At 31.9% G+C, this 15987-nt stretch carries 12 protein-coding genes; 1 reads left to right on the top strand and 11 read right to left on the bottom strand.

Translation table 11 applies throughout. From position 1 onward, the window contains the following. Window positions 1-57: 57 nt before the first annotated feature. From BW932_RS03530 to BW932_RS03505, 6 genes are all read right to left on the bottom strand, one after another. Complete coding sequence (locus BW932_RS03530; RefSeq protein WP_076385403.1) at window positions 58-1419, bottom strand: McrC family protein; 1362 nt, start codon at window positions 1417-1419, stop codon at window positions 58-60. Next, window positions 1416-3749: an McrB family protein gene (locus tag BW932_RS03525; RefSeq protein ID WP_076385401.1), complete on the bottom strand. Its 2334-nt coding sequence runs from the start codon at window positions 3747-3749 to the stop codon at window positions 1416-1418. The genes BW932_RS03530 and BW932_RS03525 overlap by 4 nt, the downstream gene beginning before the upstream one ends. A gap of 152 nt (window positions 3750-3901) precedes the next feature. Beyond that, entirely contained in the window at window positions 3902-7054 is a 3153-nt protein-coding gene (locus tag BW932_RS03520) for a type I restriction endonuclease subunit R (protein WP_076385399.1), read from the bottom strand. A 90-nt stretch (window positions 7055-7144) separates the two neighbouring features. Then, entirely contained in the window at window positions 7145-8329 is a 1185-nt protein-coding gene (locus BW932_RS03515) for a restriction endonuclease subunit S (RefSeq protein ID WP_076385397.1), read from the bottom strand. Then, on the bottom strand, window positions 8322-9344 hold the full coding sequence (locus tag BW932_RS03510) for a virulence RhuM family protein (protein ID WP_076385395.1): 1023 nt from the start codon (window positions 9342-9344) through the stop codon (window positions 8322-8324). The genes BW932_RS03515 and BW932_RS03510 overlap by 8 nt, the downstream gene beginning before the upstream one ends. A 14-nt stretch (window positions 9345-9358) precedes the next feature. Further along, window positions 9359-10912, bottom strand: coding sequence for a type I restriction-modification system subunit M (locus BW932_RS03505; protein ID WP_076385393.1), 1554 nt, complete (start codon window positions 10910-10912; stop codon window positions 9359-9361). Between the two features lie 169 nt (window positions 10913-11081). On the opposite strand from BW932_RS03505, the gene BW932_RS03500 reads away from it, so the two are divergent. Beyond that, window positions 11082-11402 carry a low molecular weight phosphatase family protein gene (locus BW932_RS03500; protein ID WP_245820641.1) on the top strand — a complete coding sequence of 107 codons (321 nt, stop codon included), beginning with the start codon at window positions 11082-11084 and terminating at the stop codon, window positions 11400-11402. Between the two features lie 8 nt (window positions 11403-11410). Here BW932_RS03500 and BW932_RS03495 read toward each other — a convergent pair whose 3' ends face one another. From BW932_RS03495 to BW932_RS03475, 5 genes are all read right to left on the bottom strand, one after another. Continuing rightward, entirely contained in the window at window positions 11411-12076 is a 666-nt protein-coding gene (locus tag BW932_RS03495; protein WP_245820639.1) for a metallophosphoesterase, read from the bottom strand. Window positions 12077-12630: 554 nt separating this feature from the next. Further along, entirely contained in the window at window positions 12631-13281 is a 651-nt protein-coding gene (locus BW932_RS03490) for a hypothetical protein (protein WP_076385389.1), read from the bottom strand. A 12-nt stretch (window positions 13282-13293) separates the two neighbouring features. Next, window positions 13294-14454 carry a relaxase/mobilization nuclease domain-containing protein gene (locus BW932_RS03485; RefSeq protein WP_076385387.1) on the bottom strand — a complete coding sequence of 387 codons (1161 nt, stop codon included), beginning with the start codon at window positions 14452-14454 and terminating at the stop codon, window positions 13294-13296. Beyond that, window positions 14454-14906 carry a plasmid mobilization protein gene (locus BW932_RS03480; protein WP_076385385.1) on the bottom strand — a complete coding sequence of 151 codons (453 nt, stop codon included), beginning with the start codon at window positions 14904-14906 and terminating at the stop codon, window positions 14454-14456. The genes BW932_RS03485 and BW932_RS03480 overlap by 1 nt, the downstream gene beginning before the upstream one ends. A gap of 183 nt (window positions 14907-15089) precedes the next feature. Next, entirely contained in the window at window positions 15090-15977 is an 888-nt protein-coding gene (locus BW932_RS03475; RefSeq protein ID WP_076385383.1) for a toprim domain-containing protein, read from the bottom strand. Window positions 15978-15987 lie beyond the last annotated feature (10 nt).

Raw genomic sequence — 15987 nt, 5'->3', positions numbered from 1 at the left:
TTATAATTCATTAAGGAGTTTCTTTAAAACCTAGACATTACCAAATATAAAATTAAGTTATTTATTTGTAAATAAAATTTTTTCCAATTTTACAATAAGATCATTTTTTAATTTTTCGAAACTTTTTATAAAGTTCTGATGTGACTTAATTTCTACAGAGGTTAAATTCAAATCAATAACTGGTAATTGATAAGCAGAAACTTCGATTTCTTTTCCGTCCGCCAGCGTATCTTTTATTTTAATGTTGAAATTTTTTAAAGGTTCACTATTAATGCTGTTGGGATAAAACAATTTAACTTCATTGATAGAAAAGCGAATTGCGTATGAAACCATTTGATACAAATCAGATTGAGAAACACCACACTTTGGATTTAAATCGTTAGAATACACCAATTTATATTTAGTATCTGCTATTACTTTTTTGAATCCTAGATCTAAAATTAGATCGGGTTTTAAACCAAATGTTTTAGCTTCGTCCAAATATACTCCAGTGACTTGCCCTTTGGGATTTATACCTTCAATTTCTCTATCGATAAAGCCGTAAATGAAATCTTCAAACACGTATTCCATTGGTAAGAGAAAAGCAAATAACTTCAACTCATTTTTATAATTAAATGAAATTGAATTTTCTAAAAATAAACTACAATAGTCTCTTACTGTTTCGAAATGCGAAAAAATGGGATTAAACCTCATTCGTTTGCATTGATCTGCTGAAATTGTGACATCGGAAACATCATCCAATAAAAATAAAATATCATTTAAACTTCTTTTGTTTTGATAATCAGAAGTTGCGGATATTAATATTTTGCATACATACTTTATGCATTGATTAAATTCATTATCAATCTCAAAAGAATCATAAATGCAACTAACTTTGTGATATCTTGCTTTTCCTAAATTTTCTTTAATGTATGAATTAAAATTAATCCTTCCTTTTACATTGTTGATTTCATTTTCAATTTCAACATATTTTTGATACACCGAGGAGTTTAAAATATCCTTTGTATATTTACTAAATAAGTAAATTAACACTTCAAAAAAATCAGCTTTTTCACTATTCAATCCTGACAAATAATTAGGAAACTTTAATTTCCTACAATAACTCAACCACCAAAGAATATGTGTATTAATAACGAATATCTGACTGTCATCAACTTCATTATCCTCGTAAAAAATTTTGGGTAGAAGATTGATGGTTTGATTTTGGAAATGAATAACACCAACGTACTTATTTGATTTAAGTTCATTTGTTCTATGAAAAAACTGTAAAAAACGTTGTATTTCTTCTCTATTCTCCTCCTCAGTATAGTATGCTGTTCTCTCTCTTTTATTCCAAACCGAGTCTAAAAAAATTTCTAAATTCTCGAAATGTTCTTCATCTAAGGACGCTCTATTTTTGTATTCAAATAAATTAATCACAATGTTTTCATTTTCATTGGCCAGCCTTCCAATTCAATATCACAAGCTTTTAGGATAGATATTATCTCTCTTTCATCGTTCATAAAATATTCGAGTAATAAAGGAATAACCTTATTATTGATTGTTTTTTCTAATGAATAATTCTCACCCATAAAATAAGCGTGTCCAATAGTAAAATCGTACCCTTTTCTTTTTTGAATTTCTGCATTAATTTTTTCCAAGAGAAAACCATCCTTAACTCCTTCTGTTAAATGATTTGGATAATATGGTACAAATTCAAAGCGTCTTCTCAAAGCTATATCAAGTAATGCTATGGACTTATCAGCTGTATTCATTGTACCAATGATGTACAAATTTGATGGAACAATAAATGAATCACCAGAGGGTAATGTAACTGAGAGTGGAATCTCGCCTTCTGAACGTTTATCTTCTTCAATCAATGTAATCAATTCTCCAAAAACACGGGAGATATTTGCTCGGTTTATTTCATCAATTACAATAACATAATTTTTTAGCTCAACTTTTGTTAAGTTCTTTTTTCCTTTTTCTAATAATAATTCTAAAATAGGATTATAATAAGGTTGTAAACCTCCAAGTATTAAATCGTTTTCTCCTTTATCATACATCTTCTTTAAAGTAGCTATACTAAGAGTATGCTCAGAATCCCCGATATTTTTTCTAAATGCTATTGATTTTTCACCAACCTCTGTAATGAAGAAAGATGACTTTTTCATTTTGATGTTGAGTTCATTAACCTCCATATTATTTAAAGGTTCAATTAATTGATTAAAAACAAATTCAAATGGTTTTTTTTGACTTAAAGGATCTTTGGATGCCTTAAGATTTGCTAAAGCTCTATCCGCTATTCTTTTAAAAATGCCATCTTTCTTCTCGAATGACAATTCTTTGCCATTTTCTATATCCGGTCTTAACCCTTGGATAAAATCTTCGTAACTGTAACTTTGATGAAATGTTATAAATTCTATTTGGTTGTTAAGATTCTTATTAAAAATATCTACTGCATCTTTGTAAGAATTTGGAATCTGACCTGTAATAATTTCAACAGCTTTTAAAATTGTATTATACGTTTTACCTGTTCCAGGAGGACCATACAGTATTTGATTTAATGGAGCATTAACCATCGAAGGCTTAAAAGCAGGATAACTTTTGCTAGTTTGTCCACTTATAAATTCAACATTGAAATAAGGCATAAATAGCTTTTTATTTGCTTCTTCTAAAATATCAGGCTTGATTTGAGTGAAAGTAGTATTTCCACTTGGATAAATAGTTCCTTTATCTTGAAGGTCTTTTGTATTGGGTTTAACAGGATTTTTAACAAACTCAACTTCTTTATAAATCCAACCATCACTTCCGATCATCTCATTTGGTACATAATCCCAAACATCAGATATTACTCTCGCAATTCCTATGAGTTTATTTGAGCCAAGAGTTATGTAAACGAAATCTCCATTTTTTAAATTCTCCTTAAAAGACTTAGCTTGATCCTTTCCTGTGTCTTCATGTAAAGTAATCCAATTGTTATTGATTAAACTATCGACAATATGACTTTTACTTCTTTGTTTAAAGCTTCCGTGGGACATTTTATATAAATTATGATTTTCTAAATCAATTGTTTTTAAATCACCGTAATCAGGAATATCTTCCAGAATAGTATTAACGTCTGATTTAAAATAAGATAGCATCACATCATAATCAAAATCAACTGCGGTCGCCAAAATCTTTTCTTTAACATAAGTTTTGTCAGAATGCCTGTAAATTCCGTAAGTCATAGATCCATTATGAAAATCTATGAAGAACTGCAAACCTGTAGACTGGTTTTCTTGTGCTTTATTATAAATAGCTAACCAATATCTATCACTTCCAAGCTGTCTGGCTCCTTGAAAATCAAACGAAATTGATTTTACTTGTTCACTAATTCCTAAATCCAAAATAATTTGCGCGATAAATTTCTCAATAAATTCTCTTAAATTTTGGTGACCATAAAATGTGATTACAGGATAGAATATGGTATAAAAATTCTTATATGTTTTGAACTGGTTTTCTTTGCCTTCCTTATGCTTTTCTACCAATTTCTCAAGAAAATCAACTGTGACATCTCCTCCGTCAATAATATGTTTAATTAACTCCTTCCTTACATCTACAATTACACCACTTCTGCTTTGATAATATTGCCAGCATTTTTCAATATCGCTCCTTTTCGCTCTATTAATTTCATCTACTAAAATCTGTTTGTTTTCGTAGCAATTTTGAATTGTTTTAGATGTTTCACAAAGTAATTTTATGCCTTCTTTTATTTCCTTAGTTGTCATTAGATTATCGTAAATTTTGTTAGCGTTTTATTAAGCAGTATTAATTTTGATCAAAGATTTTTTAGAAGATTATCTATACTATTAATTTTTCAATTTGACCTCCCATGTATCTGGAAAATATGGCATCAGGTTTCATCACTAATTTATATTTATTATTTCTCACCACTTATATCAAAAAACCGATCAAAATAAACCTTCAACTTTTCCAAAACAGTTTCCTTTTTCTTCGTCAAATCTCCGGTAGGCGAAAATCTGGATACTGGCGGTAAAATCTTGGCAAAGGCGGTTCCTACAGCTTGAATTTCACCGTTTTTAAAAGAATTATTAATGAACGTTTTTGTTTCTTCTTCTTTCAGATTTTCGTCAGAAATGATTCGATTTAATTCCGCTTTCTTTTCTTCGTCAACATAATTTATCCATTCATCATCAACGTTAGAGGATGGAGTTAAGGAAGCTACAAACTTTTCAATTAGTTCTTTTTTATTTCTTAAATCAATACTGGAATCAATTGCTTTGCTGATGTTCACCACCATTTCTTTGTCTTTCAAATGACTCTCATGGTATTTGCGGATCAACATTAAGATATAATCGATATTAATTTCAACCTGTTTGATAAGTTCCATTTCAAACACGATGTCGTCGTTTACATTCTCTCGATCTCCGCCACCTTGTGTTCTGAACTCGTTGTACAATTCAATGTACATACTGTGATAATCTTGAAAATCTCTATCACTCAAAATTTCATTTCCTTCAAATTCATCAAAAGATTTCAGGATATTCAATAGTTTTAAGATGGCTCCGTATAAACGGATAAATTCTTTTTTGGCTTCTTCTCCGATAATAGCAATACCAATTGGAAATTTTTCCAGCAACTCATTTACAAGTTCAAAATAACCTGCGAATTCTTTTTTGCCATCATTGTAACCATAGTAATATTCGTCGAATGTTTTTAAGAGTACGATACCTCCGGCTTCCTTATTTCCAAAGAGTGCTAAACTTTGATTGGTTGCTTCCTCCAGATTTCGGAAACAGATAATATTACCAAAAGTTTTAATCGAATTTAAAATACGGTTGGTTCTAGAGAACGCTTGTAATAAACCATGCATTCTCAAGTTTTTATCTACCCAAAGCGTATTCAAAGTGGTTGCATCAAAACCTGTTAAAAACATATTCACCACAATTAAAAGATCAATCTCCCGGTTTTTCATTCGTAAGGAAACATCTTTATAATAATTCTGAAATTTGTCCGGCGAAGTATCATAAGTCGTTTTAAAATCTACATTATAATCACGTATCGCATTATCTAGAAAATCTCTATCGCTTGCACTTAATCCGTCCGTAGATTCTGAATTTTCATCTTCTACTCCATCTTCTTCAGCATCATTTTGACCAAAACTAAAAATGGTGGCAATTTTTAGTTTCCGAAGTTCAGGCAACTCTTTTTGTTGGCGTTTAAATTCCTGATAATATAGTTTTGCAGCTGCAATGGAGGATACTGCGAATATGGAATTGAAACCATTTCGCCTTATCTTTTCCTTAATCTCTTCAATCTTATTGCGATCTCTTGCCGATGCTACTTCATGTACATTGGCTAAAGTCGTCATGTAATAAGGTTTCGTATTTCTACTGGTCTTTTGGTCAAAATGTTTTAAAATATATTCAACGGTATTCGTTAAACGAACTGGGGAAAGTAAAGCTTTCTCTCTGTCGATACCTCGTACCTGTTGTTCTGTGATATCGTCCTTTTCTTTCATCGTGCGAATGTAATCAACACGGAAAGGCAGAACATTTTTATCGGCTATTGCATCTACAACCGTGTAAGTATGGATAGCAGATTGATGGTTTTCTTGTGGACAATTGTTTGGATCACCATGCACATAACAGCCAAAAGCTTGAACGGTGGTTTTTAAATGCGCCTTGCCGCCACTACTGGAATTTTTTGCAAAAATTGGCGTACCAGTAAAACCGAAAAGAAAGTATTTTTTAAATGTTTTCGTAATTGCTTCATGCATGTCGCCAAACTGTGAACGGTGGCATTCGTCAAAAATGAAAACAATTGGTTTTCCGTATGCGGAATGACTTTTTTGTTTTTTAATTAAAATTGATAGTTTCTGAATCGTCGTGATGATAATTTTCGCGTTGGGATCGTCCAGTTGCTTTTTCAATACCGCTGTATTGGTATTGCTGTTAGCAGCTCCTTTTTCAAATTTATCATACTCCTTCATCGTTTGGTAATCCAGATCTTTTCGATCAACCACGAAGATGACTTTTTCAATAAAATCAAGTTTGCTCGCTAATTGTGCCGTTTTGAAAGATGTTAAAGTTTTACCGCTTCCCGTTGTATGCCAAACAAAACCTCCGGCATCGATACTTCCAAATCTTTTATAATTGTTTGAAGTATTGATTTTTGCTAAAATTCTTTCCGTCGCAACAATTTGGTAAGGTCGCATCACCAACAAAAGTTTATCTGAAGTAAAGACACAATATTTGGTCAATATTTGTAAGATCGAATGTTTGGCAAAAAACGTCTTACCGAAATCCATTAAATCTAAAATCGGTTTATTGCTTCCATCTGCCCACCATGACGTAAACTCATAACTGTTACTGGTCTTCGATTTCTTGCTGCCCTGCTTTTCCTTTTCTTTGATGTGGGTGTAACGGGTCGTATTACTATAATACTTGGTTAAAGTCCCATTAGAAATAATAAATAACTGGATATATTCATACAAACCACTTCCTGCCCAAAATGATTCTCTAGTGTAACGATCGATTTGATTAAAAGCTTCTTGTAAACTTACGCCACGTTTTTTGAGCTCGATATGAACCATTGGTAATCCGTTGACCAATACCGTAACATCGTAACGATTGGCTCGTTTTCCTTCATCTGTTTCATATTGATTGATGACTTGCAATTGATTGTTATGAATATTCTTCTTATCAATCAAATAAATATTGCGCAACGAACCATCTTCACAATCTAATGCCTGGATATAATCTTCCTGAATCAAACGGGTTTTCTCCTCAATATTACTATTTGGATTGGCTATTTTACTTTCAAAAAAAGATTTCCATTCTTTCTCTGTGAATTGATAATCATTCAGTTTCTCCAGTTGCAAGCGCAGATTATCTACCAAATCTTTATCGGTAGTAATTGGCAAATAGGAGTACGCTTGTTGTTCTAATAATTTTATAAAAGCTTTCTCCAGTTCATCTTCAGACTGATAAGATTTTTCACGTTTGTATTCCGATTTGTATTCAGCTACAACAGTGCTTTCGGGATTTTCAGAAATGATATTGTAGCTCATGGTTTTGGCTAATTTTCGTTTGGTTCAGTAGTTTTATATTGAAGTTTAAATCTCTCAGCAGTGTTGAGAGTTTTGCATTTCTATTTTGTATTAATTTTTCTGTACTTCTTTAAAGCTTAATAATGTGCCACGGTAATACTCATATTGCTGTCTTCTGGCTTTTATTTCTGCCGGTAAACCCACCGAAATATCATTCACCAAAGCATCAAATTTGTCAAGTATGTCGACGATTCGTTCTTGTTCTGCTAATGGTGGAATTGGAACATAATATATTTCAAAATCTGAAGCTCTAACATGTGGAACTCCAAAGCCTTTTTTCATTAAATGAATTTCTCTCTGTAAATTTTTCAAGAAATAATAAAGAAATTTGGTATTTAATAGTTCATTATCAGGATGGATACTAAAGGCATCAGTAAGAAAGAATTCCTCATTCCAATAACTTACTAATCCAGCATTTGCACCTGATCTTGCAATGACAACACATTCTCCACTTCTATTTGCTACATTGTGAAAACTAATAGGAACAGGAGCATTTGCAACAACTGGATAATTTCCAAAAATTGATTGTTTTTTTGTAAATGCAACGCCACGTTTAATTTTACCAACTTCTCCCAACGTTTTCCACTTTACCCCTTTACCTTCAAATGCAAGCAATTGGTTTCGGTAAAACTCATATTGGCGCGTACGCGCCTCGAGCTCCGCCTCGAGCTCCGCCTCGAGCTCGGTAAATTTGTCAAGAATTTTTACAATTTCTTCTTGGATCGGTAGTGGTGGAATTGGGATTTGAATTTTCTCGAATCTTTTTTTAGAAACATTAAATCGTGTAACACCACTTGCTGTTCTATTAATTTGTTCTCGAATTTTTGAATCTCTAAATAGATATTTTAGAAATCCTGAAATAAATAAAGATGTATCTTCTATTCTAAATCCAAAACTGAAACTATTCAAATATAAATCTTCATTCGTTAATTCTGTTAATTCAGAAGACATACCGCATTCTTCCATATTTTCAGATGAACCAGTAAAAAGCACATCTCCAACTTCAATTTTATTTTGCCTTTCATTTTCAGAAATTGAAACAAAATTCTCTTCTTTTACATCCACTGAAATGTTAGAATAAATATTTTTATAAGTTATATACTTTGCGTTGCCTTTATCAAAGTCTGTTTTACTTTTTCCACTTAAACCACCATATAAAAATCCTAATTCATTAATGTTTTTATACTCTACCCCATCAGGACAATACTGCGCTATCAATTCATCAATCTTACTCATCTTTTCCTCCTTTTTGTTGTAGTTTTTTTATTTCTTTGTCAAAATCAGAATCTATCTTTTGTGTTTTATTAAACTGCACATATTCCTTTTCTGCTTTGGCAATCGCTTGTTTATGAGACCTAGTTCCTTTGCCTTCTAAAATTTTAAACTCATTAAAGTTTAAAAATTTATCTACACTTTTTGCCAGACCTTCCATTGTAAAAGTATTTTCACGTTCAATGAGATTTTCTATATAATCAAAGTAGGATGTAACCGTTCGCTCCAGTTGTTTGATCTCTTTTTCTGGCAAATAATTTTTAGCTACGGCTGTATCCAATTTTAATATACGGCCATCGGGTGCATTTTTCCATGTTGTTAAACCCATGCTATCTTTTTTAGCATCTGCTTTTTTGTAAATTATTTCTGCAGCGGTATGTCCTGTAATAGCGTAATGAAACTTGTTTTGTACCATTGCATAAAAGTTCTTGGTAATATCTGCTTTGGGATTATAGTCTATACTGCATTCAGAAAAGATATCGGTGATCTGTTGATAAATTCTACGTTCACTAGCACGAATGGAACGTACTCTATCCAACAATTCACGGAAATAATCTTTCCCAAATGCTGTTTTGCCTTGTTTCAACCGTTCATCATCTATCACAAAACCTTTGGTGATAAACTCTTTCAGTGTATTGGTTGCCCAAATGCGAAACTGTGTAGCTTTTGTAGAATTTACCCGATAGCCAACTGAAATAATGGCATCAAGATTGTAAAATTTAGTTTCTTTGGTTTGTGTTTTATCAGCTATAGCACCGTGTTGAGTGGTTAGTTCCAAAATGGAACTAACCAGTTTTTCATCAAGCTCACCCTCTGCGAAAATCTTTAATAAATGCTTTGTAATTGCAGGACGTTGTACATCGAATAGCTCTGCCATGGCTTTCTGTGTAAGCCAAATGGTTTCGTCTTTTACAACTACATTTATTTTATTATTGAACTGCGGGGTATTGTAAATTAAAAACTGTAATTCCTTATTCATATCCTCAGCTTTTATTAATTTTCTAAATCGTTTACAATAGCATCAATGGCGGTTCGCAGTTCGTTTTGCTTGGATACAATTTGGCTGATGCGTTGGTTCAGTTCTATAATGTTTGTAGCTACAGTTGTGTTTTCTTGCTCCACATAACTGCTTACGGCAATGTTGTAATCATTGGTCTCAATTTCCGAATTCTGGACTAACTTGGCAAAATGATCGGTATCTAGTCGGTCTATAAAAGCATTTAAAATCTTTTTTCGATTGGTATCAGAGAGTTTATTTTTATTTCCACCTCTTACAAATTCCGCCGAAGCATCAATAAATAAAGTGGCATTATCTTTTTTGCTTTTCTTTAAAACAATGATACAAGTAGCAATGGTAGTCCCAAAAAACAAATCGGGCGGCAGTTGAATTACGGCATCTACATAATTATTATCTATCAAATATTTACGAATTTTTTGCTCTGCACCACCACGATACAAAACGCCAGGAAACTCTACAATAGCTGCTGTCCCAGAAGTTGCCAACCAAGAAAGCATATGCATAGTAAACGCCAAATCAGCTTTAGATTTCGGTGCTAAAACTCCCGCAGGTGAAAACCGTGGATCATTAATCAGTAAGGGATTTGCATCGCCATCCCATTTAATCGAATACGGAGGATTGGAAACAATGGCATCAAAAGGTTCGTCGTCCCAATGCATCGGATCCATCAAAGTATCACCATGCCCAATATTGAATTTTTCAAAATTAATATCGTGCAAAAACATATTGATCCGGCACAGGTTATAAGTGGTGATATTTACCTCTTGACCGTAGAAACCTTGTCTTACATTTTCTTTTCCGAGAACTTTGGCAAATTTCAGTAGTAAAGAACCTGATCCACAAGCAGGATCGTACACCTTGTTCACCGAAGTTTTTCCGACAACGGTAATTTCTGCTAATAATTCAGAAACTTCCTGAGGGGTAAAAAATTCACCTCCAGATTTACCTGCAGTACTTGCATACATACTCATCAGATATTCGTAGGCATCACCAAAAGCATCAATCGCATTATCTTGATATTCGCCTAATTTAAGACCCGCAATGGCTTTGAGAATTTTTCCCAAACGTGCATTTCGCTGTTCAACTGTTCCTCCTAGTTTGTTACTGTTTACATCAACATCATCAAACAAACCTTTCAAGTCGTCTTCACTATCAGATCCATTGGCAGAAGATTCGATATCTTTAAAAATACGGTGCAGATCTACATTCAAATTTGAATTCTTCTCCGCATTGATTTGTACATTGATAAAAAGCTCTGATGGCAGAATGTAAAATCCTTTTTCATTCACTGTATCTTTCCGACCGAATTCTGCTTCGTCATCAGAAATTTTTGCATAATCAAAATCAGCATTTCCTGTTTCCCATTCCGCTTTGTTGATGTGTGACCTTAAATTCTCTGAAATAAATCGGTAGAACAAAATTCCCAACACGTAAGATTTAAAATCCCATCCATCTACACTTCCTCTTAAATCATTGGCGATCTGCCATATCGCCCGGTGTAACTCGTCGCGTTCCTGTTCTCTGGTCATTAATTCCTTTTATAATTATTAAAACTGTTAAATATAAGAAAACGTTAAGAAAGAACGAAACGACAAACCGTAAAATCAGCAAAAATAAATAGTTTCCATTCCCTTTATTTTGTATTTTCGAGTTAAAATCATCTATAACTTGAATAGTCCTTCTAAAAATATTTTATTCGTGTGCTCTGCTAATAAACAGCGATCTAAAACTGCAGAAGATTATTTCAGTGTGACATACCCTGATTATAGCTTTACGTCTGCCGGAACTAATCTAAAAATTTGCGAAAAAGAAGGAACAAATCCTTTAACATTAGAACTTTTGCAACAAGCCGATTTAGTTTTCGTAATGGAAAATAGACACAAAAAAATAATTAATGATTCTTTAAAAGGCCAACTGAAGAAAGAGATCATCGTTTTGAATATTCCAGATTTATATAAATACTATCAAAAGGAATTAATTGAGTTATTACAAAATAAAATGAAGCCTTATTTTGAATAGTCATACCATTAAATATCAATAATCAGATCTTTATTATATCCATTATAAGGTTCATCAATGTAACCATGTGGATTACAAATAATTTCGGTTTTGCCTATTGTGTAATTTGAGGGAGTATGAATATGCCCATGAATCCAATAATCAGGGCAATATTGTAAGATAAAATCTTCTAAATTTGATGCATAAGCAGAAGTAAGTGGATCAGTTTTAAATTCTTCAGCTACTGATTTTAAACTTGGTGCATGGTGCGTTACAACGATATTTATTGGTTGTGTAGAGTTTTCCAAACTTTCTTGTAGCCATTTTATAGAAATTTGATGGATTTTAAAAATATCAATTGTACGCATCTTATAATATGAAGGATCACGTTTTATCATTTTATAATCGTTCATTCTTGGCTGACAAATCATTCCGTATTCCACTGGGTTTCCGAAGATAGAAAAGTCTGTCCACAAAGTACATCCATGAAATCTAACATTTTCAATATCAATATAAGAATTTTCCAAAACATGAATATTTGATCCTTCCGTTGCTGCTTTAATTTTATTTAAAGTTTTTGGATAAGATCCTTTGTAATATTCATGATTTCCTAAAACATAAATTATAGTTTTATTTGGAATTTTTTCCTTTATCCAATCAATCCCTTTTGTCCCAACATTAACATCTCCTGCCAAAATAACTATACCTGCATTATCAAAAGACTGCTCACTTCAACCGAATTCTTGATGTAAATCGCTGATTATTTGTATTTTCATATTGCTGATATTGGATAAACAAAATTAAATAATTTGATTTAAGAATGAACTTACTAATTACCAAAACCTTTGTTTTTAAAATTAAAGCATAAGGTTTTTACTATAAATCATTTTGGATTTATCTAAACATTTCCTATTTTTTACTTGAATCTAAACTTTAAATTAGCAACTATTAACAGAAATACTTGATATTAAGCTTTAGCTAATCCTATTACTTGACCACCAACTTGACTACCTAGTTGACCACCCACTTAACTATCATTTTTTTGTAGATTGATTTTCAATATATGTCTGAAAATTTAAAACCACCTATCTATAATAATTCTCTTATATGGAAAACGTTCATTTGATAATAAAACTATTAATTATCCTTTAAAATAGGTAGTTTTAAAAATTTAATAATATTAATCACTAAGAAGATATCCAGTTTTTTAATTAAAAAACTGGACATCTCGAACATTAAAAATTAAAATTTACTCACTTTGTCTCTCAGTAATAATTTTCGCTTCATACCCATCCTTAAACCTCAAAAAATCTTCCGCCTTTTTAGGATTATTTTTAATCCAGAGCTGCATCAATTTAGTATTTTCAGTCAAAACTTTCACCTCATTTTCATCATATATTTTTTTCCCTTCACCAGCAATTTCATTTAAAATATTTTGGCGAAGTTCACTTTTCGCTTTTATGCTTTCTTTATACCAGTTCGTAGCAAAATTGATAGAAATAACTAAAATCAAAATTCCTAAAATCATCGTTCCCAAGCCGGACCATGTTATGATTTTCATTTCTTTCATTTTTGAATTTATCTTCTCAAAATCTTCTACTGTTTCTGGCGAAAGAACCGCTTCGATTTTGGTGGGAATATTTTTTAAGAATTCAGTTCTTTTTACAGATTCTAATTCATGAAATTTCATTGCATCTTGATATGTCTCGCCAACCGCTTCAAAATCTAATTGAGTCTGACCCATCATCTTTAAATGATCTTCGAACATAAATCTCAGTTTCACATAAAGTTTAATTTTATCTTCATTTGATTTTATATTCTCTTCGTTTGATTTGATTACTTTTTCTAAAAGTTCGAATCCATCGGTTTTAGATTCTTCAATTTGATTATTGCTTTCCATTTTTATATTTTTTTATCGATTAAATTTTTTCTTCTTTTTCCACCATTCGTCTTCCGCTTGTGAAACGTAATTTGGTTTTAGGATTTCTTCAACTGTTTCCAAAGCAATTTCTACTAGATTTTCATTCTTGTTACTGACCGAAAAAATCGAAGATTGATTTGACAATTGTGCGGCAGTATTTAATAGTCTTTCAATATTCTGATAATCGCCACCAATTGCAGAAAGAGAAAATCCCTCGTATTTCTTGTAAAAGAAACCATCTTTCTGCTGATTGGTAGTTGTGGTTGCAACTCTTTTGATCCAGATATCTTGAACTTGATTAATTTGTTTGGGTCGGAATTCGTTTTTAAATTGAACTTTCATCGCCCATCCTTGCCGATACAGATTATCCCGAAGTTCTTTCAAAGTTGAAGATGCTTTTAATTCCTGATTCACGATATTTTTTAAATCAAAAACAATTTTGATTTCCGCTATTTTGAGACTTGATGTTATTTCTGAAAGTTTATACCCCGGTTTGTATTGTCGTTCGGTTTGATGATTGATGTCGCTCTCCAAAATGATTCGCATTCCCGAAATTCCAATTTTTTCATTTTTAGAAAGTTCAGTTAAAAAGCCTCTTTTCCTCATTTCTGAAATTAATTCATCAAAATTATTGGAGCACTTCAAACTCTGAATAAGATTTTTCAGCATTTCTGCTTTCTTTTCAATTCCAATTTCTACATCGGTTTTCAGATTTCGTTCCTGACAAATTTGGCGGACTGCTTCACCGAATCTTTCACCAATTTTACGCGATTTTACCGTACATTTTCCATGAATATTCATTCTATTGACCACAAAATGAATGTGTTTTTGCTTTGTACTATTGTGGATATCCAAGCGGAATTGATTTTGATCCGTAACGCCAACTTTCTTTAATGCTTCTATCGCAATGTCTTTCAATTCTTCGTCGGAAAGCGACTTGCCGATATCTTCCTGTGGAGAAATGTATCCAGTTAACGCCCATTTTTTAACTTTGGAATTCCGGTCTGCAACAATTTTCATTTCCTGAAATTGATCTTCTGGATTGCTGCCCAAAAGAAAATTAACTGCAGCAAGTTTCGCCATTCCTTTGTCGTTTCCGTTATATTCTAATGCGATCTTGGAGATCATTCTAGTTGTTGCAGAATTGTTCATTATTTATTTTTTTCGTTCATTTTTGAGTATAAATGTTGACGAATGAGTTCGATTATTTCTTCGATCTCTACAATAATTTTCTTTTTATTTGAGAAAACATTCCATTCTCTGTGGCGCAGTAAATTTTTAATTCTTTTAAAATTATTTCCGTATTCCAACAAAATTTCATCGGTTTTAAATTCGTCAATTTTCAGCACTTTTCCATGGTAAACCATTCGGGCAAAAGTTGATAATTTCAACTTGACTTTCTCGGCTTTTTTTAACTCAATCTGATATGCACTTTCAGTCATTCTAAAGGAAATTATTCTTGTTAATTGTGGATCAGATTTCTTTTTCAAACCACCTCTTCGACCTAAATCTTTGAAGTGATTTTTTCTTTTTTCAGCATTCAATTTTTGCTCATTTTCCTGTGCTGCTTTTTGCACAAATTTTTTAAAAAAATCTTGTTTCATGTTTAAATTTTTATTTTGTTATTTACTGTAAATTGTATTTCTGACGATAGGAAGAAATCAAAAATCCCAATTTTATAAAAAGCGTGAAACGCTTATTGTAAACAATGGGTACTTTTTGCACTACCATCTAACCATATTTTGACCGTCACCTTTTACGCAGGTCTTTTTACTGTTTCTTTTATGCTAATACCTCCTTCTATTTAACGATTGTAGATTATCATTTTGTGGATTTTTATGAATCAACCAATCATTTAAATCCTTAAAATCGGAATACAAAACCCTACAATCTTCTGCTTCAATTCTTTCATTTTTGATGATTTCAACGGCGCAATTTCCTGCTTCGTCATTATCAAAATAGAGGTCTATTTTTTCATAATTTTCAAGTGAATTTTTAATCTTATGAATCATCGAAACTGAATTCAAAATCATGTAATCTGAAGGTTCATTTTCTAATGATTTTTCAATATTTTTAAAGGAGAGGAAATCAAAAAAACCTTCAAAAATCAGAAGCGATTTTGAGTTATTTATTATGGTGGTAATATCTTTTTTACCCAAACAAATTTTCGAATAAGCGTTTCGGATTTCATAACCACCTGAATCGTTTTTGAAACCAATTCCAAAATAGTTTTTACCGTTCAACTGATAATGGATCTCTTTTAGGAATTCGATTTGACTTTCGACTTTACGGCTTTGTAAATAGTCCAAAAGTGCAGGATGTTGGATTTCCTTTACTTCAGCTATCTGATAATTTTTAGATAGGTTTCTTAATTTCAGATTAGGAAGAATTCTTTGATTTTGAAAAGAAGAATAATTTTGATTTTCTGCCCAAAGCAATACTTCGCTAATTGAAGCGTTCAAATATTTCTTCATGAAATCGATATTGTTCCCACCAATTCCTTCAGAAAATAAATACCAATAATTGAGGTTTTTATTGATTTTGAAAGAGGCGTGGTTTTCTGAAGCAAATGGATTTAGATACCATGCTTCTTTTTCATTTTGTTTTATGGGAAAATGTCCGAGTGATTGTAGGATCTTTTCCACAGATATTTTATTAAATTGTGTGCAGTTCATTGCTGTAAAG

Source organism: Kaistella chaponensis, assembly GCF_900156725.1.
Classification (GTDB): domain Bacteria; phylum Bacteroidota; class Bacteroidia; order Flavobacteriales; family Weeksellaceae; genus Kaistella; species Kaistella chaponensis.
Note: the sequence above shows the minus strand (reverse complement) of the source record. Positions and strands in the feature narration are given on the sequence as shown.

Bases quoted from the DNA above. Each gene is read 5' to 3' on its own strand.
- BW932_RS03525 (WP_076385401.1), bottom strand. From the start codon at position 3,749: ATGACAACTAAGGAAATAAAAGAAGGCATAAAATTACTTTGTGAAACA.
- BW932_RS03490 (WP_076385389.1), bottom strand. From the start codon at position 13,281: ATGGAAAGCAATAATCAAATTGAAGAATCTAAAACCGATGGATTCGAA.
- BW932_RS03475 (WP_076385383.1), bottom strand. From the start codon at position 15,977: ATGAACTGCACACAATTTAATAAAATATCTGTGGAAAAGATCCTACAA.
- BW932_RS03510 (WP_076385395.1), bottom strand. From the start codon at position 9,344: ATGAATAAGGAATTACAGTTTTTAATTTACAATACCCCGCAGTTCAAT.
- BW932_RS03480 (WP_076385385.1), bottom strand. From the start codon at position 14,906: ATGAAACAAGATTTTTTTAAAAAATTTGTGCAAAAAGCAGCACAGGAA.
- BW932_RS03485 (WP_076385387.1), bottom strand. From the start codon at position 14,454: ATGAACAATTCTGCAACAACTAGAATGATCTCCAAGATCGCATTAGAA.
- BW932_RS03520 (WP_076385399.1), bottom strand. From the start codon at position 7,054: ATGAGCTACAATATCATTTCTGAAAATCCCGAAAGCACTGTTGTAGCT.
- BW932_RS03505 (WP_076385393.1), bottom strand. From the start codon at position 10,912: ATGACCAGAGAACAGGAACGCGACGAGTTACACCGGGCGATATGGCAG.
- BW932_RS03515 (WP_076385397.1), bottom strand. From the start codon at position 8,329: ATGAGTAAGATTGATGAATTGATAGCGCAGTATTGTCCTGATGGGGTA.